This is a genomic window from Chitinophaga pendula (genome assembly GCF_020386615.1).
GTDB classification, from domain to species: Bacteria; Bacteroidota; Bacteroidia; order Chitinophagales; family Chitinophagaceae; genus Chitinophaga; species Chitinophaga pendula.
This window is the reverse complement of sequence record NZ_CP077769.1, coordinates 7111618-7136792: the sequence shown is the minus strand read 5'-3', so window position 1 is coordinate 7136792 and position 25175 is coordinate 7111618. Positions and strand designations below refer to the sequence as shown.

Sequence of the window (25175 nt, the reverse complement as noted above, 5' to 3'; positions counted from 1 at the left end):
AAATTCATTATCTATGAAATCTATTTATAGTGCAGTAGGGCTTTTAGTACTATGCTGCCTTTCCAATTCCTGCCGTAAGCAGGAGATGGACAAACTCATCGACAAATCTGCTGCCGAGCAAGCATTAGACGAGCAGAAAAGGTCTGATCCACCTAATACGATCGCTTATGTGAATCCTATTAAAGAATGGATCAATTGGGATGTGGGTAGTTATGCCTGGGATTTCGAGTCCAATGAGCACGTGGTATATTCTGACTATGAAGATCAGATATATCCTGGAGCTTTGATAAAGGGTAATTCTATTGCTGATTTCAGCTTCAACCCGGTAGTGGGTTATACGCCTAAGCCGATCAAGGTATCGGTATCCTTACCGGCGCCGGCGAGCAAGGTGTCGGCGACGATCAACTCGCCCTCTTACAGTTCGATGGTACAGACGGTCAACAATGTGCTGTTGAACAGCCCGTTGGCCGGAGGAGGTTTTTCCAAGTTCAATTTCAACACGAAGGAGTTCAGTTATTATGATGAGTTGAAAGAATACTTTGCTTCTGGTGTGAATACGAATGCGATCTTTTTCAATACTTCCAGCACGGGTACTACTAATTACAGGAAGATCGCCAAGAAGACGGGGTTGATGGCGAAGTTCATCCAGAAGAACTTTACGCTTGATATGGATATTCCGAAGGCAGGAGAGCTGATCGATCTGAATGTAGATCAGCAGATACTGACTACTTATAATCCAACATATGTGAGTTCTGTGACCTATGGTCGTTTAGGGATTATCTCGGTGGAATCGGATGCGGATTTCGAGCAACTGAATCAAGCCTTTAAAAAGGCTTTTGGCATATTAGGTATTGTGAATGGTACCAATACGTTGACGCAGGATGAGATCAACCTGATCAACGCTGCGGATATCAAGGTATACCTGATTGGCGGAGAAGGTGCGAAGGCGGTGCAGACGATCAATGGTTATCAGAACTTCTTGCAATACATGGGTGGCGGACAAACCTTTTCCCCACAAGCACCGGGTGTTCCTATTGCGTTCAGCATGCGTTATCTGAAGGATCATTCTGCCTGTAAGGCGCAGTTCCAGATCAACTATGGTCCTATCTCGCGTACTTATGCCCGTTTTGAATACCGCAATCAGACCTCTCCTATTTACTGGGGTAATGCACCCGGGCAGCCTGGTGTGATCGTGGGTACGATGCCAAGTACTTTCTCTGATATACATCTTGCCTTCTACCAGGATGCATCTTGTACGATGCCTGTGAAAGCCTACAACTTTGTAAAGTACAACTATGAAGTATGGACGCAAACGACACAGATCGTACCGAATCCGTTCAGTGAAGGATGGAATGGTATTACTGACCGTTACGAACGCAGTACGATCAGAAATGAGCTGAAAGGTACTTCTATCTTCCTGGGAAATGCATTGATCCGTTCGCTGGATCAGCGTGTGAGCAATCAGGGAGTGGTAACGGAAAGCGACAAGCTGACCCGCGAGTACCGGTTATTACCCGGAGAAGGTTATATAGTAGCCCCGACACGCTGATGGTAAGTGTTACCCAAAACCATGATTTATGAAAACTATTATTAGCCCCGTAGTTTTAGTACTACTGTGCTGTCTTTCCAGTTCTTGCCACAAGCAGGAGCTGGAAAAGACAGTTAGCCCCGTAGCGGGGGATGTACTAAGTGCCTTCCAGCATATGAAAAAGTATCCGGAGCAACCGATACAGATCAATGTGAAGGACCGTACTCCTTATTCGCCTGTGAGCACTACGGCAGATGCCGGCAAATCTTTAGATGAGCACAAACGATCTGACCCACCTAACGAGACAACGGTTACTTATGTAAACCCTGTGAAAGAGCTGATCAACTGGGATGCGGGGAGTTATGCCTGGGAATTTGAGGCGAACGAGCATGTGGTTTATTCTGATTATGAGGACCAGATATATCCCGGTGCGCTGATCAAAGGTAATTCTGTAGCCTCCTTTGATTTCAACCCGGTGATCGGTTATACCCCGAAACCTATCAGCCTGTCGGTATCTTTACCAGCTCCGGCGGGGTTGGTGGCCGGCACTATTAACGTTCCATCCTTATCTGCCACTACGCAGCTGGTCAACCATGTATTGCTGAACAGCACTTTTGCGCAAGGAGGTTTTTCGAAGTATAACCTCAACATTAAACAATTCACGTATTATGATGAGCTGAAGGAGTTTTTCGCCTCCAGTAAGAACACGAATCTTATTTTCTTTAACAGTGGCAGTTCCGGCAGTACGGACATTAAAAAGATCTCCAGGAATACTGGTCTGATGGCGAAGTTCATCCAGAAGAACTTTACGGTGGACATGGATATTCCTAAAGCGGGGCAGTTGATAGACCTGAATGTGGATGCTGGTATACTCGGTGCTTATTCGCCCTTGTATGTAAGTTCTGTGACGTATGGCCGCCTGGGCATCATTACGGTAGAGTCGAATGCCAGTTTTGACGAATTAAAGACGGCGTTTCAGAAAGCCTTTGGTATACTCGGTGTGGTAAACAGCAGTAATACGCTGACGCAGGCGGAGATCAATATCATCAACGGTGCGAATATCAAGGTATACCTGGTGGGTGGTCAGGGAGCGATGGCGGTGCAGACAATGAACGGGTATCAGCATTTCATGCAGTACCTGGGTGGCGGGCAGACCTTTTCGCCACAGACGCCCGGGGTGCCTATCTCGTTCAGTATGCGTTACCTGAGTGATCACCGGCCTTATAAGGCGCAGTTCCAGATCAACTATGGTCCTATTGCCAAGGTATATACCCGTATCGAGCTGCGTAATTACAAGACGGAATATGCGACGAGCCCCTTTGGTTACCAGTACCGGGTTGGGGAGTATGCGGATGTGCATATTGCCTTTTACCAGGATGCGAACTGTACGATGCCTACGAGGGCTTACAATTTTGTGCAGTTCAACTTTGAGCAACGTAACCGGTCGGAGCTGAACCTTGTACCGGAGCCACCCCGTATCACTGAAGATATCTCCAATTACAGTATCAAAAATGAGCTGAAGGGTACTAGTGTATTGGTGGGAGCGCATGTACGGTTAGCGTCTTATCCTGATTATGACAGTGAGCAGAACTATGAGCAATTCTTTATCAACTTCAAAATGTTGCCCGGCGAAGGTTACTATATCGCAAAGTAGTCTCTTTCTTCTTTAACCATTCATTCCTTACAACATGCGTAAATATTATTCTTTATCCGCTATACTGTTGCTGATGCTCTTGTTGGGCAATGCCTGCCGCAAGGCATCGAAGGAGGAGCAGACGGCTCCTATCTCTTCGTCAGCGCTTACTGCTTTTAGTCATCTGAAGAAGTATCCGGAGCGGACCATTCAAATTGACCTGAAGGGGGAAGCTCCCCGTTCTCCCTTTAACGGTGTGGCGGTGGATGCCGGGAAGGTGCTGGACGAGCAGAAATTATCTGATCCTGTGCCTGGTACTATCGGTTATGTTAATCCTATACGGGAACTGATCAACTGGGAGACGGGTTCGTATGCCTGGGAGTTTGAGTCTAATGAGCATGCGGTGTATTCCGATTACGAGGACCAGATTTATCCCGGTGCGTTGATCAAAGGTAATTCTGTGGAGTCTTTTGATTTCAATCCCGTGGTCGGTTATACGCCGAAACCTATCAGTGTATCGGTATCCTTACCTGCACCGGCGAGTCTGGTAGCGGCGAATATCGCGGTGCCCTCTCTTACGGCTACCACCCAGATGGTGAACAATGTATTACTGAACAGCGAGTTCTCACAAAGTGGATTTTCGAAGTATAATCTTAACATCAAAGAGTTCACTTACTATGATGAGTTAAAAGAGTTTTTTGCTACCAGCAAGAATACGAACGCTATCTTTTTTAACAGCAGCAGTACGGGTAGTACCGGTATTAAAAAGATCTCCAAGACGACGGGGCTGATGGCGAAATTCATCCAGAAGAACTTCACGGTGGACATGGATATTCCGAAGGCGGGACAGTTGATCGACCTGAATGTAGACGCTGGTATTTTAGGCGCTTATTCGCCTTTGTATGTGAGTTCTGTCACGTATGGCCGTTTAGGTATCATTACGGTGGAGTCCAATGCCAGTTTTGACGAGTTAAAGACGGCTTTTCAGAAGGCCTTTGGTATACTCGGTATTGTGAACGGCAGTAATACGCTGACGCAGGCGGAGATCAACATCATCAACGGGGCGGATATCAAGGTGTACCTGGTAGGTGGCCAAGGTGCGATGGCCGTGCAGACGATGAGTGGTTATCAGCATTTCATGCAGTACCTGGGTGGTGGGCAGACATTTTCTGCGCAGACACCCGGTATGCCGATTGTATTCAGTATGCGGTATCTGAGCGATCACAAGCCTTACAAGGCGAAGTTCCAGATCAACTATGGCAATATCGAAAAGGTGTATGCGCGTATAGAGACTGCCTGGAGTGATAAGAAAGAGCCTTTCCCTCCCCCCTACCGCAAGTTTTATTTCTACAATGTGTTTTTGGCATTTTATTCGGATGCGGCTTGTACCAAACCTATGAAGGCCAGCAACGTGATCAAGTTCTCTTACAACTATACGACGAGGGGTGGTTTGAATCGACCGATGTCGGATGTGTATACGAGTCCTGCTACTGTGATTGACAATGTGCAGAAGGGGACGAAAATATTGCTGGAGCAGGATGCATTGATGGAAGTGGTGATCAGTGGCAGTGCGCCTCCTGACATGCCTACGGGTACGGAATATCAGAAGACCTATACTTTATTACCAGGTAATGGTTATACGGTTAAATAACACTTATTATTTCATTCATCATTAAACACAAACCCGTATTTATGAAAACGAACCTATTAGTGGTACTGAGTGGTGCGGCGTTGTTGTTCGCTTCTTGCGAGAAGAAGCTAAAGGATATCAGTCCTGAGCAGCGGCCATTATCTGCTTTCAGTCATTTGCCCAAGTTTCCGGAGCCATTGATCCGGGTGAAGAACAGCATGTCTTTAAAAGATTACCTGGCGGATATCCAGCTGAGTCCTACGACTTTTATCAAGGACAGTTTCTGGGCGGCGGGTACCGGTAAGAGTGTGATCTATGAATCTACGGAGCAGGCGGTGTTGCCGGACAACGAGATACTGGCATATCCTGGTTCTATTATCCGGGGTAACAGTATCAGTACGATGGATTTTATTCCGATTGCCGGTTATATTCCGCGGCCTATCCGGGTGGGTGTTACTTTCCCGACGACGACGCCTACGGGTACTATTGCCAGTCCGTCCTTATCGGAGACCCGTGTATTCCTGCGTAATTCGCTGCTGAATGCGCCAGGATCGGGCAAACAGATCTCTAGCTTTAGTTTTGAGCTGTCCCGGTTTACTTATTACGAGGAGATCAAACAATCTTTTGGTTCCAATGCGAAGGTGAAAGGTATCTTTTCTTCTTCCAGCAGTTCTTCGAGCTGGGGTCAGAACAAGATCTCCAAGTCTACGGGTGTGGTGTTGAAGTTTACGCAGAAGAACTTTGACATCAGTATGGATATACCCCGTGATGGTCAGTTGATCGATCCGGCGTCGAATCCTAATAATTTCGGTCAGTATTCTCCGGTGTATGTGAGTTCTGTGACTTATGGCCGGATGGGTATTATTGTGATCGAGTCGAATTATTCTTTCAACGATGTGAATTCTGCCTTTAGTAAGGTGACGCGGAAGTTGTTCAAGAGTTCATCTGAGACGCTGACGACCTCTGAGCAGCAGGTGATTGACAATTCGGAGATACAGGTATTTATTGTGGGCGGACACGGGGAGACGGAGGCGCAGGCGATCTCCGGATATGATTCTTTTGTTAATTATGTAGCCGGGGGTGGTGAGTTTTCTGCCGCTGATCCTGGCGTTCCTATTGCGTTTACGCTGAGATACCTCAGTGATCACTCGTTGTTCAAGACGCGGTTCCAGGTGGACTTTGCTAATTAAGCAGCGAAAAGCTATTATTTTTGACGGACAGGACTGTTTATACCCCAATGCGTGGAGGTGTGGACGGTCCTGTCGTCTTAAATATTGTACATGAACAGATTATTCTACGCTGTGCTGCTGTCACTTGCGGCACCTACACTCAGGGCACAAACGCCTCTTTACACTACTGCGAATGCACATGCGCATAATGACTACCTGAACAAGATGCCTTTTTACACTGCTTATTACGAGACTTTCGGGTCTATAGAAGCGGATGTTTTTGAGAGAAAGGGGCAGTTGTATGTGGCGCATACGTCTGGTGAGATAGACAGCAGCCGTACGCTTGAGCGGCTGTACTTGCAACCATTATTGCAGCAGTTGCGGCAGCACAAAGGTTATCCTTATGCGGACAGCAGCCGTAGTCTGCAGCTGATGATCGATTTCAAGACCAGCGGTACGGCTACGATGAAAGCGCTGGTGCAGCAGCTGGAGCGATATCCGGCTATTACGCGGTCGGGTAAGGTGCAGGTAGTGATCAGCGGTGATCAGCCGGCGGTAGCGGAGTGGGCGCAATATCCCGGATATATTCTTTTTGACGGGAAGGTGAAGGAGCCATATACGTCGGCGCAGCTGGCCCGTATTCCTATGTTCAGTGCCAACCTGCGGGATTATACCAGCTGGAATGGTAAGGGTGTGATCATACATAAGGAGAAGGCGCTGGTGGAGCAGGCTATTGCCGATGTGCATGCGAAAGGCAAAAAGATGCGATTCTGGGGAGCACCTGATAATATCAATACCTGGAAGACGATGGTGAATATGGGAGTGGACTATATCGGCACGGATCATATTGCAGCGTTGAGTAGTTTCCTGGGTAGCCGTGCGGCCTCTGAGTACCGGTCGGGGAAGGATACGCACGCGATCTATACTGCCCGTTATGTGAACAATGATCAGCGGACGGAAGTAAAAAATGTGATCCTGCTGATCGGTGACGGTATGGGACTGACGCAGATCTATTCTGGTCTGACGGCTAACCACGGGCAGCTGAACCTGTTGCAGATGATCAATATCGGGTTTTCGAAAACCTATTCTGCTGATAATTACATTACTGACTCGGCGGCGGGAGGTACAGCGATGGCGAGTGGTCAGAAGACCAATAACCGGGCTATCGGTGTGGATGCTACTGGTGTGGCTCATCCGGCTATTCCTGACCTGATCGCCCCTTTCCGTATGAGGAGTGCGCTGATCAGTGCCGGTGATATCACGGATGCTACGCCTGCGGCTTTTTACGGTCATCAGCCAGATCGCGGGATGCAGCAGGCTATTGCCAATGACTTCCTGAAAAGCCCGGTGGATATTATGATAGGCGGAGGTCCGAAGTATTTCACTTCCCTGTCTGGTGCTTTACAAAAGCAAGGGTATACTATTGTGAACCGTTATGCGGATATGGACAGTATCCGTGCGGACAAGTACCTGGTGCTGGACGATCAAAATTCCCGTTCTATGCAGCAGGGGCGCGGTAATTTCCTGACACATGCTATGGAGAAGGCGATTGGTTCTATGCGTCAAAACAAGGAAGGTTTTTTTATGATGGCAGAAGGGGCGCAGATCGATATTGGCGGGCATGCGAACAATGTTAGTTATATGGCCAGTGAGATGGTAGATTTTGATGCTGCTATCGGGGCAGCGATGCGATTTGCGGATGAAGACGGCAAGACGCTGGTGATTGTCACGGCGGATCATGAGACCGGGGGATTAAGTTTGCTGGACGGGGATATCCGCCAGGGGTATATTGACGGTCATTTCAGCACTAATGACCACAGTGCGGTGATGGTACCGGTATTTGCTTACGGGCCTCATTCCCTGGATTTCCGGGGGGTGTATGAGAATACGGATATATTCCGTCGTATTATGGAGGTATTACAACGTTATCACGCCTCTAAAAAATAACTTTAGCGGGATAGGTGTTAGCGAGGTCTTGTATTATTAAATAATATACTATATTTATTATGCTAATACCTATCCCTATATGAATACCCGACGCATAATCTGGGGAGTGCTTCTTGTGCTTACCATTCTTTCTTTTTACAGTTGGATCCCTGTTTCTTTTTACAGTACGATGCCTTTATTGTTAGCCTTTTTGGGGGCCGGTTTATTTTTCTTTTTCCTGGTGCAGCTGGTGGCGGATTTCCGGAGTCTGTCGGAGTTGCGGACGTTGTTACCGTATGACCGTGACTGGCGGCATCATGTGGCGCCGTGGATGGTATTGCCGGCGTTGGCGATGATCTTTGTCTTTGGCATGCATGCGGCGGCCCGGGAGCGGCGGGCGTTGCAGTCGCAGCAGGTGAAGGTGCAAGGGGTTGTTACGGCGGCGGCGGCTTCGACACAGAAGGGAAGTTATGTGACGGTATTGTTTACTACGGTGGGTGGTAAGCAGATGAAGGTGATGACATCGTTGCGGCATGACATTACCGAAGTGATTTGTGTGGGTCAGGCGGTGGACCTGTTATATAATGTGGATGATCCGGCGCAGGTTCGGCTGCTGACGGAGTGATATCCTGTTGGTATTTATTTTTTGGCGACGGTGCTATCTTTTACGCAACGGAAACCCAGGTTGTTGCTACCGCTTTTCACTTCTCCTTTTCCTCTGCTGCCTGGTTTATAGCGATTACAGTATTGGTCGCTGCAGAGGAATGATCCTCCCCGTTGTACTCTTTTAACGGCGCCCGGTTCGTCGGGGTCGAAGCTGTCGGCAGGTCCTTTCGGGTTGTTGGCCGGGCTATGTTGGTAATAGTCGGGGCGGTAGAAGTCGGCGCACCATTCCCAAACGTTGCCATCCATGTCATAGAGTCCGTAGTCGTTGGGCGGGAAACTTTTGACGGGAGCGGCGGCGGCGAATCCATCTTCGAGCAGGTTTTGGTTAGGGAAGTTGCCCTGGTAGATATTGGCGACCCATTTACCCGCTGGTTTGAGTTCATTGCCCCAGTAGTAGGGTCTTCTGCCATGGCCGCCCTGAGCGGCGAATTCCCATTCGGCTTCTGTGGGAAGGCGTTTACCGGCCCATTTGGCGTAGGCGGCGGCATCTTCGTAGGAGACGTGGACGACGGGTTCCTGTTCGTGGCCTGAGATGGAGGTATTGGGGCCACCCGGGTGTTTCCAGCTGGCGCCAGGTACGTATATCCACCACTGCATGGGATCGTCGAGGGATACGGGATGTGATGGCGGGGTGAAGACGGCGGAGCCGGACACCAGTTTATCTATAGGTACGCCCGGATAGTCTTTAGGATCGAGTGGTTGTTCGGCGATGGTGACGTATCCTGTTGCGGCGACGAAGCGGGCGAATTCGGCGTTAGTGACTTCGTGTTCATCCACGAGGAATCCTGGTATGGTTACTTTATGAATGGGCAAGGCATCTTTGAAGTCTTCGGCGCCCATTTCGAAGGTACCGCCCGGTATCCATACCATTTTAGCCGGCGAGGTGTCGGCGGCAGGTATATTATGTGTGGTGGTCTTGGTGGTGTCGGTGCTGCCGGCATGGGTGTTTTTATGGCCCGTGTTGCCACAAGCTGCGAGTGCGGCTATGAGGCCGAGCATCCCGGTCTTTCTTATCCCTACATACATCCTCGGAAATATTAAAGTGAGCAATCTGTATATGCGGATGAAGATATACAATTCTGGTCTTTTTTGCGGCGTATACTACATTAGTGGTGATGTTGAAACAAAGAGCCGGAATAAGACTATTCCGGCTGACTTCGTAAACCTATATATGTTACACTAATCTTTTAATGGGGAGGCTTATTGTACGGTGACGCCGTTTTCTTTCAGCTTGTTGTAGATACGATTGAGCATTTCGCTGCGTACTACCTGTTCGCGGCCGACGGTTTGCAGCCATACCTGCACTTTTATTTCCACGACGGCGGCGGTGATATTGGTGATGAGTATTTCTACTGCAGGGCGGTTGAGTACTTCATCTATTTGTTCTATTTCCTGTATTATGATGGCTTTTGCCTGATCAAGTTGATCGGGGGGTGCCAGTTTAAGGGATAGTTCGGTGCGGATATGGTTATTACGGAGGGTCCAGTTAACGAGTTGACCGGAGAGGAGGTCGCCGTTGGGGACGATGACTTCTGCGCCGGCGGCGGTAACGAGTTTGCTGGACCGGATGCCGATATCTCTTACTCTACCCTGGCGGGCGCCTACTTCTACGAAGTCGCCGACCTGGAGGGGTCGTTCGAAGATGAGGATCATACCGGATACGAGGTTATTGACGATATTCTGGAGGCCGAGACCGATACCGACGCCGAGGGCGCCCAGTACTACGGTTACTTTGTCTACGGGGAGGCCGGAGGCGGCGATAGCGATGAGGAAGCCGACCAGTAATACGATGAGGCGCATGAGTACCAGTTTGGACCCTTTCTTACTTACTTCTCCCACGAAGTCGTCTTCTGTTTCGCCGAAGAAGTATCCGATATATTTCTGTAGGATATTGGCGATAAATATTACGGCGAAGAACAGGAGGATATTACCCAGGGTGAAGGTAGTGGTACCTATTTTCCGGGAGGTGGTGAGCAGGAGGTCGAAGAGGCTATAGAGGTCGTTATAGAAATTGAGGTTGGTGGTGAAGATGATGATCCAGCCGATGAACATTACGACGCTGAGAATGCGGTCGAGGCTGTTCTTTATTTTTTCGTAGTTGAATTTGGCTGTTACGCCGCCGGATATACGGCTTTTTTTCATCTGGAGGTAGAATGCTTCGGTGATGATACTGGTGAAGATAGACATACCGATGATCTGGGTAAAGCCTAGGATGGCGGCGGTACCGTATACACCGGAGAGGCTGAAGCGGCCGAAGAGGTTCATCAGTATGGCCAGTATATTAAAGACGATATAAACGATGGTGACGGTGCGCACGAGCCTGTGTAACTCGATGGCCTTTCTTGCTTTTTTGAGGAAGAAAAATCCGAATACGACGGACAGTGTTTGTATGGCGAGCATCCATACGCGGAGGGTTGCGCTGGGTTCTGTGGTTTTATTGAATACGGGGATTGCCAGGTTGAAGAAAAATATGGGCAACCAGTAGTAGAGGAATACGCGACGGGGCCAGTTTCGCCAGAAGAGGAGTGTTAGTGTTATCAGCAGGAAAAACTGCATGAGTTCTACATATACGGAAGGTGGGTTGAGATCGAAGAAGGGGGCTACGTTCAGCATGACTACGAGGGTAGCGAGGATAGGCCAGGAGCGGAGGTATCTGAAGTGTACGTCTGCGAGTACATCCTGCTGGCCGGAGTCTTTGATGGTACGGAAGCCTTTGAACACCCAGTAGAAGAAGATGAAACCTATGAGGAAGAACCAGAACCAGTAGCCTTTGTGGTGGTTGAAATAATAGGAGATGATCTTTTGTTCGCCTTCATATGATTTGCGGGCCATTTCCAGCATGGCGGCATTTTCTTTGGTATCTCGGGCGTCCCAGAGAGAGGCATATTCTTGTCCGGAGGTTCGTATGCTGAATACGCGTAGTTGTTCGTTGAGTCTATTTTCCAGCTCCATGGATTTGAAGTAGGAGTTGGATACGAGGGCTTGTAGTTTATTTATGCGTTGGAGGTCGTCGTTGATTGCTTTACGGGCTTGGCGGCCTTTGGAGAGGAGTTGTTGCAGTTCGGATATATAGAGTTGCCGGAAGGCGGTATCGCGGAGGACTCTGTGTATGGAGGAGTCGTTGCGGAAGGCGTTCATGTCCGCGGTCATTTTGGTGAGGTCGCGGTTGTATCCGAAGAGGGTTTCTCTCCAGTTGCCCAGCTGGCGGCGCATATCACCGAGCAGGACGCGGTATGTCTGGAGGTTGCGTATGTTGAGGACTTTGCTGTAGAGGGCGATGTTTTGATCGATGGCGCTGAGGCCGCCCTGTATTTCGGGTAGTCCGGTTTCTATGGGTTGGGTATTGAAACCCTGAGCGGTGATGTTGTTGATGCGATTGAGGACATTATGGATGTCTTCGATTTTGAGGACCATGCTGTCTTCTGGGGATAAACCGGCGTGGTTATCCCTGGTTGTGGAGTCGGTTGCAGCGGGTTGCTGCGCGTATAGGGACAGGTGGTTATTGAAGGTTACCAGTAAGGTAATCAACAAGATGGAGCGGAAAAAACATTGGCGGGTAGGTATCTGCAACATGATCTGGTCTTAACGTATATTTTGTTAAGACGACGTTTTTACCGGCCTACCCCTATATGATTAATAATTAAATATCTAAAATTATGATATGATCCATTTATTTCCTTCTCTGGTGGGCTAATCGCAGGCCGGCAGCGGAGTCGCTGATAAGGCTTTCGAGGCGTTTGATGCGGGTAGGTGCTTGTTTGGCGGACATGACCCAATGGATGGCTACTTTCTGATAGGAAGGGGCTTGTGAGCGGAAGAACTCCCAGGCTTTTTTGTTTTTCCGGAAGGTTTTTTCGAAGGCTTCGTTCAGTGCTATTTTATCCTGGCTGTAGGAGTACCCGTTGGTATTGCCTTCTTTGCGGTTCTGGAAGACCGTTATTCCCGCGGGGTGCATGCGGCCTTGTGCTGTCAGTTCTGCGATCTTTTTGATGTTAACGGCGCTCCATATGCTACCGGGGCGGCGGGGGGTAAATCTTATTTTATAGCTATTCTCATCGATGGATTTGCGGATGCCATCTATCCAACCGAAGCAGAGGGCTTCGGAGACGGATTCGGGCCAGGTGATGGACGGTTGCTTGCTACCTGTTTTATAGAAACCGACCCAATGTTCGGTGGCTTTTTGATGATTTTTCTCCAGCCATTTACGCCATTCTTCCGGTGTTGCGAAAAACTGTATGTCTGGTGTTGTTTCTTTCATGGGACTAAAGATAGTTACTTCTGTTATCAGCTGCAAGCCTGGTATTGGCGTATGCCTTTGGTGGTGAGTAAGGGAAAGAACTGGTGCCAGAATACGCGTTCGTATAGTGCAATCGCTTCTTCTCCTTTGAGGTTGCCGGTGATGGCGTTGGTAGAGAGCCAGCCATCGGCCATGATGAACAGTTGCTTGCTAAGGCTGGACCATATTTCATCCGGGATGTCTGCGCGGAAGACCTTCTGTTCGACGAACTGTTTGAATATGAGCTGGAACTGTATTTCGCGCTGGCGGGAGAGTTCACGGTAGCTTTCTCTTACTTCTGGGACCCTTCGGACTACTTCTACGAAGTGGAGGAGTAGGAAGCGGTATTCATACATTAACTGGAAGGAATATTTTACGGAGGCGCGGAAGGTGGCCAGTTCCATTTGACTACCGGGCTCCATGGTGTTAATCATGGCACTGAATTGAGCAGCCAGTTGCTGGTAGAGCGCCAGGATGATCTCGTTGTTGTTTTTATAATAATATTGGATGTTACCATGACTGATCCCCATTTCCTTTGCGATATGGCGGATGGTGATGCTGTCGATACCCTGTTCATTGAAAAGTGCTAATGAGGTAGCGATGATCTTTTCTTTTGTATTCATGCGGTCAAAATTGGTATAAAAGTACAAACAAAAAAAAAGAATAGTACAAATGTACTAAATCCCTTTTCAGCTTAGTACATTTGTACTAAATCAATAATTATGATCAAAGGCGGTATAATTATAGGCGGAGGTATAGGCGGGTTGACGACAGCGATCGCATTGACGCGGCGGGGTATTCCGGTGACCTTATATGAGCAGGCGCCGGCTTTGTTGGGGATAGGGTCTGGTCTGAACATCGCGTCTAATGCGTTGGTGTTACTGGCGGAGCTGGGGTTAGCGGATGCTATTGCGGAGGCTGGGCATGATGTAGCAGATGCGGTTATTACGGATCACCGGGAGCGGGTGCTTACCAGTATTCCTGTTTCCTATATCAAACAGCGAACGGGGCATGGGATCATTTCGATACACCGCGGTAAGTTGCTGGAGGTGTTGTTGTCTCAGGTGGAAGATGGTATTATCTGTACTAGTAAACGTTTTCAATCTTATGTGCAGGACGAGGAGGGGGTAACGGTTTATTTTGAGGACGGCAGCAGTGAGCGAGGGGGTTTTCTGATCTGTGCGGACGGGGTGCATTCCAGGGGGCGGCAGCAGTTACATCCGGAGGTGCGGCCACGGTATTCGGGGCAGGTGTGCTGGCGATTTATTGTACCCGGGGCGTCTTCCTTCATCCGGCCGGCTGATCTGTGTGAGATGTGGGGGCAGGAGAAGGGGTTGCGGGCGGCTTATGTGCCGGTCAACCGGGAGGAGTTGTATTGTTATATCACGCATTATGAGCCAGCGGGCGGTAAGGATGATCCGGCTACGGTCAAGGACTATCTTTCCGGCATTTGCCAATCGTTCCCGGATGCTTTCCACCGGTTGATAGCGGCGGTGCATCCGGCGCATATTATCCGCAGTGACTGTTATGACCTGGCACCTATAGGTCAGTGGTATGATGGCCGGGCGGTATTGCTGGGGGATGCGGCGCATGCTACTACGCCCAACCTGGGCCAAGGTGCTTGTCAGGCGGTAGAGGATGCTTATGTACTGGCGCAATGTCTGGAGGAGGAGAAGTCGCCACAGGCAGCCTTTGTCCGTTTTCAGCAATTGCGCAAAGACCGGACGACTTATATCTGTAATACGTCGTGGTCTATTAACCAGATAGTGAATAAAGGCGGATGGCAGAAAAGCCTGGCTAAGGGGTTGTTATCATTATTACCTGGTTTTATGCAACGTAAACAGATCGGGCAGGTCTATTTTCATGACATCGGAGGTGGACGTAAGCTATAGGAATGATATAGGAGAACTATGGGAAAGGTGGACGTAAGCTATAGGAATGATATAGGAGAACTATAGGAAAGGTGGACGTGAGCTATAGGAATGATATAGGAGAACTATGGGAAAGGTGGACGTGAGCTATAGCGGTAAATTATCAAGGCCCTGCTGCCGGTATGAGAACCGGTGGCGGGGCCTTGTCTTTTAAGTGTTGTATCTGTGTTTATGCTAATACACTTTTTTGTGCCTGTTGGGCGTCCTCTTGTTGTTTTCGGCTGGCGATCTGGTTTACCTGATACATCAGTACCAGCATTACCAGCATGGCGCCGATCACTACGTAACACAAGGTATCGTAATGTACGAGTTTGCCGGTTGCGTCCTGGAAGACAATGAAGCCGGCTACTACGGAACCGATGCCGCCGGATATTTGTTGTACGGCGGAGTTGATGCTCATGAATGCTCCTCTGTCCTGTGGGCGGGGGATGGCGGTCATGAGGGCGGAGGAGGCGATTACGCGGGCGGTGACGGCTACGAACATGACCATGTTGATGGCGACTACGATGGACAAGGGGGTGATGCCGAGGTTGCCATAGATGGCCAGCATGAGGATGGCGGCGCCGGTGCCGATGCAGAAGACGGGGTATTTGCCGATCCTGTCGCTAAGTTTACCGGTGAGGGGGCCGAATAGGAGAGCTGCCAGACCTGTCATACCGTAGAGGATGGAGAGCTGGTCCCATTTCAGGCCGAGGTTGTTGATGGCGAAGGTGCTGGCGAATGGCATGAGCATGTAACCACCGGTGGCGATGAGGGTGGTAGCGAGGAATGCCATGAGGTAGCTTGGTTCGGTGAGGGTAGATGCCAGGTGGTGGAAGGCATTCTTTTCCTGTTTGATAGCGAGGTGGCCGGCTATTGGTTTCATGTAGATCATGATTACGAGGCCTAGTACGACGCCGAATCCGACGATCATGGAGAAGGGGGCATGCCATCCGAAGTGATCGGCCAGGATGAGGCCTATAGGTAGGCCCAGGATCTGGCTAGCAGAGAAGGACATTTGTACGAATCCCATGACGCGGCCGCGTACTTCCATTCGGAACAGGTCGGTGATAATAGCCATGCTTACGGAGCCGATGACACCGCCGAAGATGCCGGTGATGACGCGTGCGATGAGCAGGAAGTGAAAGTTAGGGGCGATGGCGCAGCAGAGGGTACCGAGCATAAAGCCGCCATAGAAGAAGAGTAGCAGTTTTTTGCGATCGAATTTGTCTGCGAAACCGGCGGCGAGGAGGCCGGAGGCGCCAGCACTGAAAGCATACGCGGATACTACGTATCCGAACTGGGTGGTGGTGATGTGCATTTCCTTCATGAGGATGGCGCCTAGTGGCGAGAGCACCATAAAGTCCAGTACGATGGTAAATTGCAGCAGTGCGAGTATGGCAATGATAAAGGCGTCATAGCCGGAGAACACCTTACCAGGTGTTGATGTGTTGGTCGTTGTCATCGTTCTTTGTGTTGGCACTTAAATTAATCTGGTAATTCTTCGCAGTGGTAGCCTGCGTTCGTCAGTAAAGTGATCACATCGTTCACTTGCAGGCCGTTGGTGACGATGCGGAGCACTTTATCAGTGTCTTCGCAATCGACACTCCAGCGGATGATACGCTGATCGGTATCCAGCAGTGGGGCGACATTTTTGACTGCATAGGTGCAGTGGAGATTTGTCTTAAAAATCAATACTTCAGTAGCTGTGCTTGTCATATTGATCAAGTTTCGGATGTGGGTGATGGTTTCCTGTTGTAATTATTTTAGCGTGTGCTAAAAATGAATGTTCATTTAGTATTGCTCATAGAAAAAATATTACGGTCTTAATGCTTTCAGGACCAGTTGTAATGTTTGCATCATGACTTTGTCTGTCATAGTGAAGGTTCTGTTGGCGTAGCTTTTTCCCTGCGTATGGAACTTAATCAATTGGTAGAGCGGTGCGAAGGCTACTGACCAATATACTTCGAAAGGCAGTGTGACTAATTCTTTGCGTTTGATGGCGTTGTTGACGAACTTTCCCATGATTTCTCCGAAGGTGGCTATCAGCGCGTTCATGACCTTCGGGTATAGTGGCGAGTATCTTAGTTGTTCTATGAACTCTACCTGCATCGGGTTTTTCAGGAAGTAATCGGCTCTGTTGCGCCATTGTACTTTCAGGCCTTCTTCGAATGGCATTTCCGGGCTAAAGTTTTTCAGGCTGCTGGTAAGGAGTGCGGTGCTGGCTTCTAAGCCCAGCTGGATGATAAGATCTTCCCGGTCTTTATAGTAGATATAAATCGTAGCAGGAGAGACGCCAGCGGCTTTGGCCAGTTTTTGCATGCTGAGTCCGTCGAGGCCATCTTTTACGATAATTTCAATGGCTTTATTGCGGATGGCCTGTTCTTTATTTTCGTCCCTGGTTCTCATTGCGGACACAAAGATAAGTGAATGATCATTCACTTAAAAATAATCTTTTTGTTATAAATGGGGGAGGTGGTGAGGTGCGAGGGAGAGTGGTGCGAGAGGGGTGTGCGGAAGGGTATGTTTGAGAGGGTGTGGGAAGGGTATTGTGTATACGGATAATTTTGAACTATATATAAAGCGGTTTGCGTAATATTGGTGCCTGTTATGGGACCGAACCGCACCATTGTAATAGGGGACATACACGGAGCATTGCGCGCATTGGAACAGTTGCTTTCCCGCATTTCTCTTCAACCGGGTGATCATTTGATCTTCCTGGGAGACTATGTGGATCGGTGGCCGGATTCGGCGCAGGTGATTGAGTACTTATTAGCATTGGAAGAGCGTTATGCCTGTACTTTTATCCGGGGTAACCACGATGCCTGGTGTCAGGGGTGGTTGGAGACGGCGCAGCCTTCTGCTGCTTGGCTATTGCAAGGAGGACATTCGACGTTGGAAAGTTATATGGCTATTCCGGCTTCCCGTTTGGAGACGCATACTGCTTTTTTTGCCCGGATGTTCAATTATTACGAAGGGCAAGGTGAGCGGCTTTTTGTGCACGGTGGTTTTACGGCGAAGAAAGGCCCTGAGGAGGAGCCTAATGTAGCGGCTCTTTACTGGGACCGGAGCCTGTGGCAATCGGCGATGACGTTGCATAAGCGGGTATTGAAGACGCCTATTTTATATCCCCGGCGGCTAAAGCGCTATAAGGAGATCTATATTGGCCACACCCCTACCCTTCAATACGGCGAGGCGGTACCGATGAAAGCCTGTAATGTCTGGAATATAGATACGGGTGCGGGATATGACGGGCGGATCAGTGCGATGGATGTGGACAGTGGTATGCTCTGGCAAAGTGATCCTGTACCATCCTTATATCCGGAAGAGACGCCCGGCCCATCTGCGTAACAGTTAACCCAGCTATGCGGATATTTAATATTTAACCTGCAGGCGCCCTATTATCTGGCCTCAGGCACAAAACCACTACTATGATCCAGGTTATAATTACTGATGACCATCCTATTGTACGAGAAGGTTTGCGTAATCTTCTGAACACTACCGCCAACATTACGGTAACGGGCGATTATGACAACGGCGCCAATACGTTGAAAGCGCTGGAGACTTTACAACCGGATGTACTATTGTTGGATATCAATCTGCCGGATATGAACGGGTTGGATCTTTGTAAGCAGATCCGGAAGAGGAACAAGGAGCTTTATATTATTGCATTGAGCGTGCATAATGAACAGCCGGTGATCAAGAGTATGTTGCAAAGTGGTGTGAATGGGTATGTGTTAAAGAATGCGGTGAGTCATGAGATCATTGATGCGATCCAACAGGTATGCGATGGTCATTTATACCTGTGTAGCAAGACCCGGGAGGTACTGGAAAAAACGGAAGATTCTGCGTTACCGGAGGTACCGCGTATTACCAGGCGGGAGAAAGAGATATTGCAATTGGTGGGTAAGGGGTATACGACGGCACAGATTGCCGAGAAATTGTTCATCAGTAGTCATACGGTGGAGAGCCACCGGAAGAACCTGATGGAAAAGTTCAAGGTAAACAGTATGACCTCTGTGATCAAACTTGCAGGGGAGTATAATCTCCTGTAGGACTTATTCGACGGAGGGAGGGGGGAATCAACCTTATCATCTGTGAGAGATAATAAGAGCCGGCCAATGATTATGGTTCTGCTCAACCTTGATATCATCACCGGAATATCTATTCGCTTTGTCTTCGGACATCCAAAGATCATGTGTGTAATCCTGTCTATCTAGTATCGCCCCAAAGAATATCTTGTGCTGTATTTATTCCAGATAAAAGTGGGAACCGGCAAAAGCCTGATTACATGGTACCTATCAGACTACCGCCGTATGTAATGCCACTCCGCCAAGCGGTATTACACTGGCCGTTTTCACGACCTGGTGATCGCCTGTTATACATCAAGCAGACCATTAGCCGGCCCCACAGTATTTTATGATGGCAATGGTGAATTCCTTCTGCCACCGGCATATGTATAGTTGTTTAAAAAACCGGGTTACAGCCTGTATATCATCTTATTGTCCAGATAGTTATACAGGGATAAACAGGACTTTTCATTAGTCCTCTTGGTAGATCCTAGCTCATTATACTTCTGTATTGTTGCCTTTTGTGGTCCCCACCACGTTTTTCCTATTGTTCGTTTGCTGTTGTTATTTTCCGGGTGTAAATGATGATACAGGGCGGTGTTCTCTTTTACACGATGGAATACTGGCTGCTACTGGTCTTAGTTACGCATACAACAGGTGTTTTCCGAGTTAACATACTGGCTTGCTACGAATGCGGTTGAACCTATATGTTCGTTACTCTAGTTTGTTTAGCTGTTTCCTTTTCATAAAGGATATAGGCAAATTTATTCCCAATTGGGAGGATGTACAATCCCTGATTATAACTATTTTTTGATGTGCAGGTTTGCGGTCAGTACCGGAAAACTGGTAGAAACCTCTTCTTTTTCTGTCCTATTACTCCATAATATTTGTAGGCTTTTTTGCGTATTGATTATAGGTCGCTGTTATATCTATTCAATATACCTGTTTTCACTCACCTTAAATCCTTTCGTATGAGATCCCTTGCTTGTCTGTTATGCCTATCCCTGTTTATTTATCTGTTGAGTTTAAGTTCGTGTTATAAGGCGGTGTCTATATCCCATGAGGCGGAGGACGCTGTTATTCCTGCGGCTGTTTTACAGCGGCTCCGTCAATCGGGGTTCAGTACGCAGCAGGTACGCCGTGTGCCTGGTGGTTATGTGGTGGAAGGAGATATTTTCCTTCCGGAGTTATTATCTATTCCGGTTACTCCTTCGCCTGTGTTGCGTGTGGCGGGTGTGGAGCAGTACCGGACCAGTTTTCTGATCACGGGTTTACCGAGGGTCATTACGGTGTCGTTGCGTAATCTACCTGCGGCTTATGCCAGTGCGGCCGATAAGGCGATCGACCGATATAATTCATTGAACCTCTTGCTGAAGTTCAAGCGTGTGGCGAGTGGAGGGGACATTGTAATCGAGCACTTCAATTTAGGCGCCGGTAACCTGGGACGATCGGCGGGATTTCCGACGAATGCGGGGCAGCCGGCGGGTCTGATACAACTGAATACGGATACCGGCGGGCTGGGCATTACGCCACCGGAGGATCATCTGGCTACGGTGATTGCGCATGAGCTGGGACATACGATAGGGTTCCGTCATACGGATTATTTCAACCGGGATTACAGTTGCGGCTATACGTTATTGCCGGATGAGGGTCAGGCTGGTGTGGGTGCCGTTGCTATTCCCGGTACGCCTGCGACGGAAGATGCTGACAGCTGGATGCTGGCCTGTATAAACTTTGGGGTGGTACGGCCATTTAACGCCAATGATATTAAGGCGTTGCAATACCTGTATGGTGTGCATTAATTACTGAGGCGACCTTTTTTACCGGAAGGTTATCCGTTACGGATATTAATTAATCCGCCGCGGATACCCTTCCTTTTGCTTTTATTATTCAAATTTGTGCCCCTCCAACCCAACACATTCACCATTAAAATCCGCTTTTCCAGCTTATGTATTCAGATCATATCATCATTGAAGGAGCGAGGGAGAACAATCTCAAGCATGTTTCGCTCCGTATTCCGAAGAAGAAGATCAACATATTTACCGGGGTATCGGGTTCTGGCAAATCGTCTATTGTATTTGACACGATTGCGACGGAAGCCCAGCGGCAGCTGAACGAGACTTTTTCTGCTTTTATCCGGGGATTTTTACCCAAGTATGCGCAGCCTGCGGCGGATGCTATCAGGAATGTGTCTACAGCGATTATTGTGGACCAGAAGCGGCTTGGTGGGAACTCGCGTTCTACACTGGGTACGATCACGGATATCAATCCGTTGTTCCGGGTATTGTTTTCCCGGATTGGGGAGCCGGCGACGGGAACGATGAATGTATTTTCTTTCAACGATCCTGGCGGGATGTGTCCGGCATGTGAGGGTATTGGTAAAAAAGTGGGGTTGGACCTGGAGAAGTTCCTGGATCGCAGTAAGTCGTTGAACGAAGGGGCTATTCTGTTCCCCATTTTTGCGGTGGGCACCTGGTATTGGAAGAGTTATGTTTTCTCTGGCTTTTTCGATGCGGACAAGCCACTAACAGATTATACGCCGGAGGAGTGGCATCAGCTATTGCGGGGTAAGGCTAAGTCGAGTATTGATACGCCGACGGGGCCGATGAATATGACCTATGAAGGTCTTCTCGACAAATTTGACCGGTTGTATATCAAGAAGGAAGGGGATATGTCTACGACCACGCAGAAAAAGGTACAGTCGTTCATTACGAGTGTGACCTGTGATGCCTGTGGAGGGAGCAGGTATAATCCGGCGGTATTGAACTGTCGTATCAAGGGGTATAATATAGCGGATATGATGGCGATGCAGGTGGATGAGCTGATAACGGTAATCGGGGATATAGCTGATCCGTTGGCGATACATATTGTGGGTAGTATCAAAGAGCATCTGCAGCATCTTATTGATATCGGATTGGATTATGTGAGTCTTGACAGGGAGACGACTACGTTGTCCGGGGGTGAGTCGCAGCGGGTGAAGATGGTGAGGCATCTGAGCAGCAGCCTGACGGATGTGATCTACATTTTTGACGAGCCGAGTGTGGGATTACATCCCAGGGATGTTCACCGGCTGAACGAGTTATTGCAGAAGCTGCGCGACAAGGGCAATACGGTTATTGTTGTCGAGCATGATCCGGATGTGATCAAGGTGGCAGATCATATTGTGGATGTGGGGCCCAGGGCAGGTATACACGGCGGGCAGATCGTTTATGAAGGGGATTATCAGGGGTTGCTGGCATCGGGGACTTTGACGGGGCGGTTCATGCAACATCAGCAACCTATCAAGGATACGGTGCGACCGCATCAGGGTTATATTCCGGTCAGCAAAAGTTCTTTACATAACCTGAAATCGGTATCGGTACAAATACCTACTGGTGTGTTGACGGTGGTGACGGGTGTGGCTGGTTCGGGTAAGAGCACGCTGATCAACCGGGTGTTCCTGCAGCAGCATGGGGATGCTATTGTTATTGACCAGTCGGCGGTGGGTGCTTCCAGCCGTTCGAACCCGGCGACATATACGGGTATTATGGATACGGTGCGGCAATTGTTTGGTGCTGCCAATAAGGTGAGTGCTTCTTTATTCAGTTTTAATTCCAAGGGGGCTTGTAAGGCCTGTAATGGATTGGGGGTGATATTGACGGATTTTGCCTTTATGGAGACGATCCGGACGCCTTGCGAGGTATGTAATGGGCAGCGCTTCGAGGAGGAGGTATTGGGGTATCGGCTACACGGTAAATCGATCAGTGATGTACTGGCGATGTCGGTATCGGCGGCGGTGACATTTTTTGAGAAGAAGGATCTGCGGGCGAAGTTGCAGGCGTTGTATGATGTAGGGTTGGACTATCTGACGCTGGGGCAGCCACTCAGTACTTTATCGGGAGGGGAGTGTCAGCGGCTGAAGTTGGCCAGTGAGCTGCATAAGCAAGGGAGTGTATATGTCATGGATGAGCCGACGACGGGATTACATATGTCGGATACGGGGCAGTTGCTGCGTATTATGAACCGGTTGGTGGATGGCGGTAATACGGTGATCGTGATCGAACATAACCTGGATGTGATCCGTAATGCGGACTGGATCATCGATATGGGGCCGGAAGGCGGGCATAAGGGGGGGCAGGTGATTTTCGAGGGTACACCACGGGACCTGTTGCAGGCGCCTCAGTCGCTGACGGGTCAGTATTTGCTTCGATCGTAAAAAGCATGTTAAAAGATTGATACAGTTGTCATTCCTGTTCAAATTTGTGCTGAAAATGGTCTAATTTCAACTACATGAAACTGAAGACTAATCACCCAGCCAATATTACCATTTTCGGAGCGAAAGGAGACCTGACGAATCGCAAGTTGATACCTGCCCTTTACAATCTTTTTATAGATCATCATCTGCCGCCGGATTTCAACATTTACTGTGTTGATTTTCTGGCGGTGGAGGATGTTGTTTTTAAGCAGGAGTTAGCCGATGGCATTGCGGCATTTAGTCGTAGCGGGAAAGCCGATCCTGATCAGTGGGATGCCTTTGCCCGGCGTATTATTTATGTGCAAGGAGATTTCAAGCAGGCGGATACTTATCAATCTTTAAAGGACCGGTTAGTGGCGGCAGATAAAGCTTTTGGTAGCCGGGCGATCCGTTTATTTTATTTCGCCACTGCGCCACGTTTTATAGAGGTTATTGCGGAGGCGTTATATCAGCATCAGCTGTGTAAAGATGAATTTTTGGATCGCATTGTGGTAGAGAAGCCGTTTGGTACGGATCTGGATACTGCCAAGAAGTTGAATAAATACCTGGGCAAGCGTTTTTCCGAGAAGCAGATCTACCGTATAGATCATTACCTGGGTAAGGAGACGGTGCAGAACATTATGGCATTCCGGTTTGCCAACTATGTATTTGAGCCTTTGTGGAACCGGCAATACATTGATCATATCCAAATCAGTGTTGCGGAGCAGGTGAGTGTGGGTAAACGGGGAGGTTACTATGACAGTAGCGGTGCATTACGGGATATGATACAGAACCACCTGTTACAGCTGTTGTGTGAAGTGGGAATGGAGTGCCCTAAGGCTTATAAGGCGGAGCTGATACGGGATGCGAAGACGAAAGTGCTAAAGAGTATACGTCCGTTTACGACCCAGCAGGTGTTCAAAAATGTAGTTCGTGCGCAATATACTTCCGGTGTTGTGGGAGGAGAGTCCAGGGTTGGTTATCGTAAGGAGGAGCAGGTATCACGGCACTCGCATACGGAGACTTTTACGGCATTGAAAATTCATATTGACAATGACCGTTGGAGAGGGGTTCCTTTCTTTTTGCGGACAGGTAAAAACATGCAGCGGCAGGCGTCGGTGATCGTGATCCAGTTCAAGGATTCCCCTCATAAGATATTCAAGGATGATATTGTTCCGAACCGGCTGATCATTAGTATTCAGCCTGAGTTGGAGATCAGCCTGTTATTTGAAAGTAAGGTACCGGGTCCGCAAATGCGGTTATTACCTGTGGAGATGGACTTTACATACCAGGAAGCTTATAAGCAGACATTACCGGAGGCATACGAGGCTTTGTTGCTGGATGTGCTGCATGGGGATGCGACCTTGTTTATGCGTGCTGACCAGGTAGAAGCGGCCTGGAAGGTGGTGATGCCAATACTGGATGCCTGGAAAAAATATCCAGAGAAGAATCTGTTCCAATACAAATCCGGCAGTTGGGGGCCTGCTGCTTCCAATGAATTGCTGAAGCCATATGCGAAAGAATGGTTTCAGTTACCTACGCGGGAAGTGAAACCCAGTTAAGTTATCAATTGCGAATGCCTGGTATTTACCGGGCATTCGTCAGTATAAAATCGTAGGTAGCCGCGGCTCCAGGTATTCCCCCCTCTATCTCTCCTGTTTTTACTATTGTTGCTTTGGTGAGCATATTGAATTTGTAATCTCCGTTATTATCTTTCGTGACTATTACTATGGCGCCGGTGTTGATAGTCGGTTGGTATACGGCTTCGCCCCGTGGAGCGCTTGTTCCGATATTGCAGGTGATTGTAATAAATTTTTCCGTGGGTCTGGCTTCGAGTTCTTCGGCGGAGGTGAGTGTGAAGGGACCGGTTCCATTGTTGGTATAGAATTTCACGGTTATATTACTACCGGTAAATCCTGCGTAGTCATATTCATTTGAGGGGATGGTATACGAGTTGAAGATCAGATAGGGATGTGGTCCATCGTACGATTTGGATTGTGCGGACAGGAAACTGTTATATACGTAGTTGCCTACTGTCCAGCTGCTTGCTTCTTTTTTAGGTTCGGGGGAGTCCGTTTTACCGCCGCATGCGAACAGGATGGTTGCCAATGGCAACAGGTACCATTTTTTGGGTGTCATAGTGGTTGTTAATAA

Annotated in this window: 20 protein-coding genes; 12 read left to right on the top strand and 8 right to left on the bottom strand. The window is 48.8% G+C overall.

The genetic code is table 11. The features are described from left to right. The first annotated feature begins 13 nt into the window (after positions 1-13). The 6 genes from KTO58_RS26970 to KTO58_RS26945 all read left to right on the top strand — a co-directional run bounded on the left by KTO58_RS26970 (position 14) and on the right by KTO58_RS26945 (position 8511). Complete coding sequence (locus KTO58_RS26970) at positions 14-1549, top strand: thiol-activated cytolysin family protein (protein WP_095836430.1); 1536 nt, start codon at positions 14-16, stop codon at positions 1547-1549. Between the two features lie 28 nt (positions 1550-1577). Beyond that, on the top strand, positions 1578-3182 hold the full coding sequence (locus tag KTO58_RS26965; protein WP_095836431.1) for a thiol-activated cytolysin family protein: 1605 nt from the start codon (positions 1578-1580) through the stop codon (positions 3180-3182). A gap of 34 nt (positions 3183-3216) precedes the next feature. Further along, complete coding sequence (locus tag KTO58_RS26960) at positions 3217-4812, top strand: thiol-activated cytolysin family protein (protein ID WP_095836432.1); 1596 nt, start codon at positions 3217-3219, stop codon at positions 4810-4812. Positions 4813-4853: 41 nt separating this feature from the next. Next, on the top strand, positions 4854-5981 hold the full coding sequence (locus KTO58_RS26955) for a thiol-activated cytolysin family protein (RefSeq protein ID WP_095836433.1): 1128 nt from the start codon (positions 4854-4856) through the stop codon (positions 5979-5981). Between the two features lie 90 nt (positions 5982-6071). Further along, positions 6072-7907, top strand: a complete 1836-nt coding sequence (locus tag KTO58_RS26950) for an alkaline phosphatase (protein WP_095836434.1) — start codon at positions 6072-6074, stop codon at positions 7905-7907. A 169-nt stretch (positions 7908-8076) separates the two neighbouring features. Next, entirely contained in the window at positions 8077-8511 is a 435-nt protein-coding gene (locus tag KTO58_RS26945) for a hypothetical protein (RefSeq protein WP_095836435.1), read from the top strand. 14 nt (positions 8512-8525) lie between these two features. Here KTO58_RS26945 and KTO58_RS26940 read toward each other — a convergent pair whose 3' ends face one another. The 4 genes from KTO58_RS26940 to KTO58_RS26925 form a co-directional block, all read right to left on the bottom strand. Continuing rightward, positions 8526-9578, bottom strand: a complete 1053-nt coding sequence (locus tag KTO58_RS26940) for a formylglycine-generating enzyme family protein (RefSeq protein WP_095836436.1) — start codon at positions 9576-9578, stop codon at positions 8526-8528. 174 nt (positions 9579-9752) lie between these two features. After that, the gene (locus tag KTO58_RS26935) at positions 9753-12125 is read right to left on the bottom strand and encodes a mechanosensitive ion channel family protein (protein ID WP_095836437.1); all 2373 of its coding nucleotides are present in this window, start codon (positions 12123-12125) and stop codon (positions 9753-9755) included. Between the two features lie 97 nt (positions 12126-12222). After that, positions 12223-12810: a YdeI/OmpD-associated family protein gene (locus KTO58_RS26930; protein ID WP_095836438.1), complete on the bottom strand. Its 588-nt coding sequence runs from the start codon at positions 12808-12810 to the stop codon at positions 12223-12225. A 26-nt stretch (positions 12811-12836) separates the two neighbouring features. After that, positions 12837-13451, bottom strand: coding sequence for a TetR/AcrR family transcriptional regulator (locus tag KTO58_RS26925; protein WP_095836439.1), 615 nt, complete (start codon positions 13449-13451; stop codon positions 12837-12839). 99 nt (positions 13452-13550) lie between these two features. Between KTO58_RS26925 and KTO58_RS26920 the strand changes: the two genes are divergently transcribed. Next, positions 13551-14720: an FAD-dependent monooxygenase gene (locus KTO58_RS26920; RefSeq protein ID WP_095836440.1), complete on the top strand. Its 1170-nt coding sequence runs from the start codon at positions 13551-13553 to the stop codon at positions 14718-14720. Between the two features lie 208 nt (positions 14721-14928). Here the strand turns inward: KTO58_RS26920 and KTO58_RS26915 are convergent, their stop codons facing one another. The 3 genes from KTO58_RS26915 to KTO58_RS26905 form a co-directional block, all read right to left on the bottom strand. Further along, positions 14929-16203, bottom strand: coding sequence for an MFS transporter (locus KTO58_RS26915; RefSeq protein WP_095836441.1), 1275 nt, complete (start codon positions 16201-16203; stop codon positions 14929-14931). 23 nt (positions 16204-16226) lie between these two features. Continuing rightward, a complete protein-coding gene (locus KTO58_RS26910; protein WP_095841375.1) occupies positions 16227-16457 on the bottom strand; it encodes a hypothetical protein in 231 nt (76 codons plus the stop codon). A 99-nt stretch (positions 16458-16556) separates the two neighbouring features. Next, positions 16557-17147 (bottom strand): TetR/AcrR family transcriptional regulator, encoded by a 591-nt coding sequence (locus KTO58_RS26905; RefSeq protein ID WP_095836442.1) that lies wholly within the window; start codon positions 17145-17147, stop codon positions 16557-16559. Positions 17148-17348: 201 nt separating this feature from the next. Here KTO58_RS26905 and KTO58_RS26900 point away from each other — a divergent pair, with 201 nt between their 5' ends. The 5 genes from KTO58_RS26900 to zwf all read left to right on the top strand — a co-directional run bounded on the left by KTO58_RS26900 (position 17349) and on the right by zwf (position 24583). Further along, positions 17349-18089: a metallophosphoesterase family protein gene (locus KTO58_RS26900; protein WP_095836443.1), complete on the top strand. Its 741-nt coding sequence runs from the start codon at positions 17349-17351 to the stop codon at positions 18087-18089. Between the two features lie 80 nt (positions 18090-18169). Beyond that, entirely contained in the window at positions 18170-18793 is a 624-nt protein-coding gene (locus tag KTO58_RS26895) for a response regulator (RefSeq protein ID WP_095836444.1), read from the top strand. 986 nt (positions 18794-19779) lie between these two features. Continuing rightward, a complete protein-coding gene (locus tag KTO58_RS26890) occupies positions 19780-20610 on the top strand; it encodes a M57 family metalloprotease (RefSeq protein WP_095836445.1) in 831 nt (276 codons plus the stop codon). Between the two features lie 146 nt (positions 20611-20756). Then, complete coding sequence (locus tag KTO58_RS26885; protein WP_095836446.1) at positions 20757-23003, top strand: ATP-binding cassette domain-containing protein; 2247 nt, start codon at positions 20757-20759, stop codon at positions 23001-23003. Between the two features lie 74 nt (positions 23004-23077). Further along, positions 23078-24583 (top strand): glucose-6-phosphate dehydrogenase, encoded by a 1506-nt coding sequence (gene zwf / locus KTO58_RS26880; protein ID WP_095836447.1) that lies wholly within the window; start codon positions 23078-23080, stop codon positions 24581-24583. A 25-nt stretch (positions 24584-24608) separates the two neighbouring features. On the opposite strand, the gene KTO58_RS26875 is transcribed toward zwf, so the two are convergent. Beyond that, positions 24609-25160, bottom strand: a complete 552-nt coding sequence (locus tag KTO58_RS26875; protein ID WP_095836448.1) for a hypothetical protein — start codon at positions 25158-25160, stop codon at positions 24609-24611. Positions 25161-25175: the final 15 nt, after the last annotated feature.

What these genes read in the sequence shown, in the direction of transcription:
- KTO58_RS26970 (WP_095836430.1), top strand. Translation starts at nt 14, where the DNA reads ATGAAATCTATTTATAGTGCAGTAGGGCTTTTAGTACTATGCTGCCTT.
- KTO58_RS26965 (WP_095836431.1), top strand. Translation starts at nt 1,578, where the DNA reads ATGAAAACTATTATTAGCCCCGTAGTTTTAGTACTACTGTGCTGTCTT.
- KTO58_RS26960 (WP_095836432.1), top strand. Translation starts at nt 3,217, where the DNA reads ATGCGTAAATATTATTCTTTATCCGCTATACTGTTGCTGATGCTCTTG.
- KTO58_RS26955 (WP_095836433.1), top strand. Translation starts at nt 4,854, where the DNA reads ATGAAAACGAACCTATTAGTGGTACTGAGTGGTGCGGCGTTGTTGTTC.
- KTO58_RS26950 (WP_095836434.1), top strand. Translation starts at nt 6,072, where the DNA reads ATGAACAGATTATTCTACGCTGTGCTGCTGTCACTTGCGGCACCTACA.
- KTO58_RS26945 (WP_095836435.1), top strand. Translation starts at nt 8,077, where the DNA reads ATGCCTTTATTGTTAGCCTTTTTGGGGGCCGGTTTATTTTTCTTTTTC.
- KTO58_RS26940 (WP_095836436.1), bottom strand. Translation starts at nt 9,578, where the DNA reads ATGTATGTAGGGATAAGAAAGACCGGGATGCTCGGCCTCATAGCCGCA.
- KTO58_RS26935 (WP_095836437.1), bottom strand. Translation starts at nt 12,125, where the DNA reads ATGTTGCAGATACCTACCCGCCAATGTTTTTTCCGCTCCATCTTGTTG.
- KTO58_RS26930 (WP_095836438.1), bottom strand. Translation starts at nt 12,810, where the DNA reads ATGAAAGAAACAACACCAGACATACAGTTTTTCGCAACACCGGAAGAA.
- KTO58_RS26925 (WP_095836439.1), bottom strand. Translation starts at nt 13,451, where the DNA reads ATGAATACAAAAGAAAAGATCATCGCTACCTCATTAGCACTTTTCAAT.
- KTO58_RS26920 (WP_095836440.1), top strand. Translation starts at nt 13,551, where the DNA reads ATGATCAAAGGCGGTATAATTATAGGCGGAGGTATAGGCGGGTTGACG.
- KTO58_RS26915 (WP_095836441.1), bottom strand. Translation starts at nt 16,203, where the DNA reads ATGACAACGACCAACACATCAACACCTGGTAAGGTGTTCTCCGGCTAT.
- KTO58_RS26910 (WP_095841375.1), bottom strand. Translation starts at nt 16,457, where the DNA reads ATGACAAGCACAGCTACTGAAGTATTGATTTTTAAGACAAATCTCCAC.
- KTO58_RS26905 (WP_095836442.1), bottom strand. Translation starts at nt 17,147, where the DNA reads ATGAGAACCAGGGACGAAAATAAAGAACAGGCCATCCGCAATAAAGCC.
- KTO58_RS26900 (WP_095836443.1), top strand. Translation starts at nt 17,349, where the DNA reads ATGGGACCGAACCGCACCATTGTAATAGGGGACATACACGGAGCATTG.
- KTO58_RS26895 (WP_095836444.1), top strand. Translation starts at nt 18,170, where the DNA reads ATGATCCAGGTTATAATTACTGATGACCATCCTATTGTACGAGAAGGT.
- KTO58_RS26890 (WP_095836445.1), top strand. Translation starts at nt 19,780, where the DNA reads ATGAGATCCCTTGCTTGTCTGTTATGCCTATCCCTGTTTATTTATCTG.
- KTO58_RS26885 (WP_095836446.1), top strand. Translation starts at nt 20,757, where the DNA reads ATGTATTCAGATCATATCATCATTGAAGGAGCGAGGGAGAACAATCTC.
- zwf (WP_095836447.1), top strand. Translation starts at nt 23,078, where the DNA reads ATGAAACTGAAGACTAATCACCCAGCCAATATTACCATTTTCGGAGCG.
- KTO58_RS26875 (WP_095836448.1), bottom strand. Translation starts at nt 25,160, where the DNA reads ATGACACCCAAAAAATGGTACCTGTTGCCATTGGCAACCATCCTGTTC.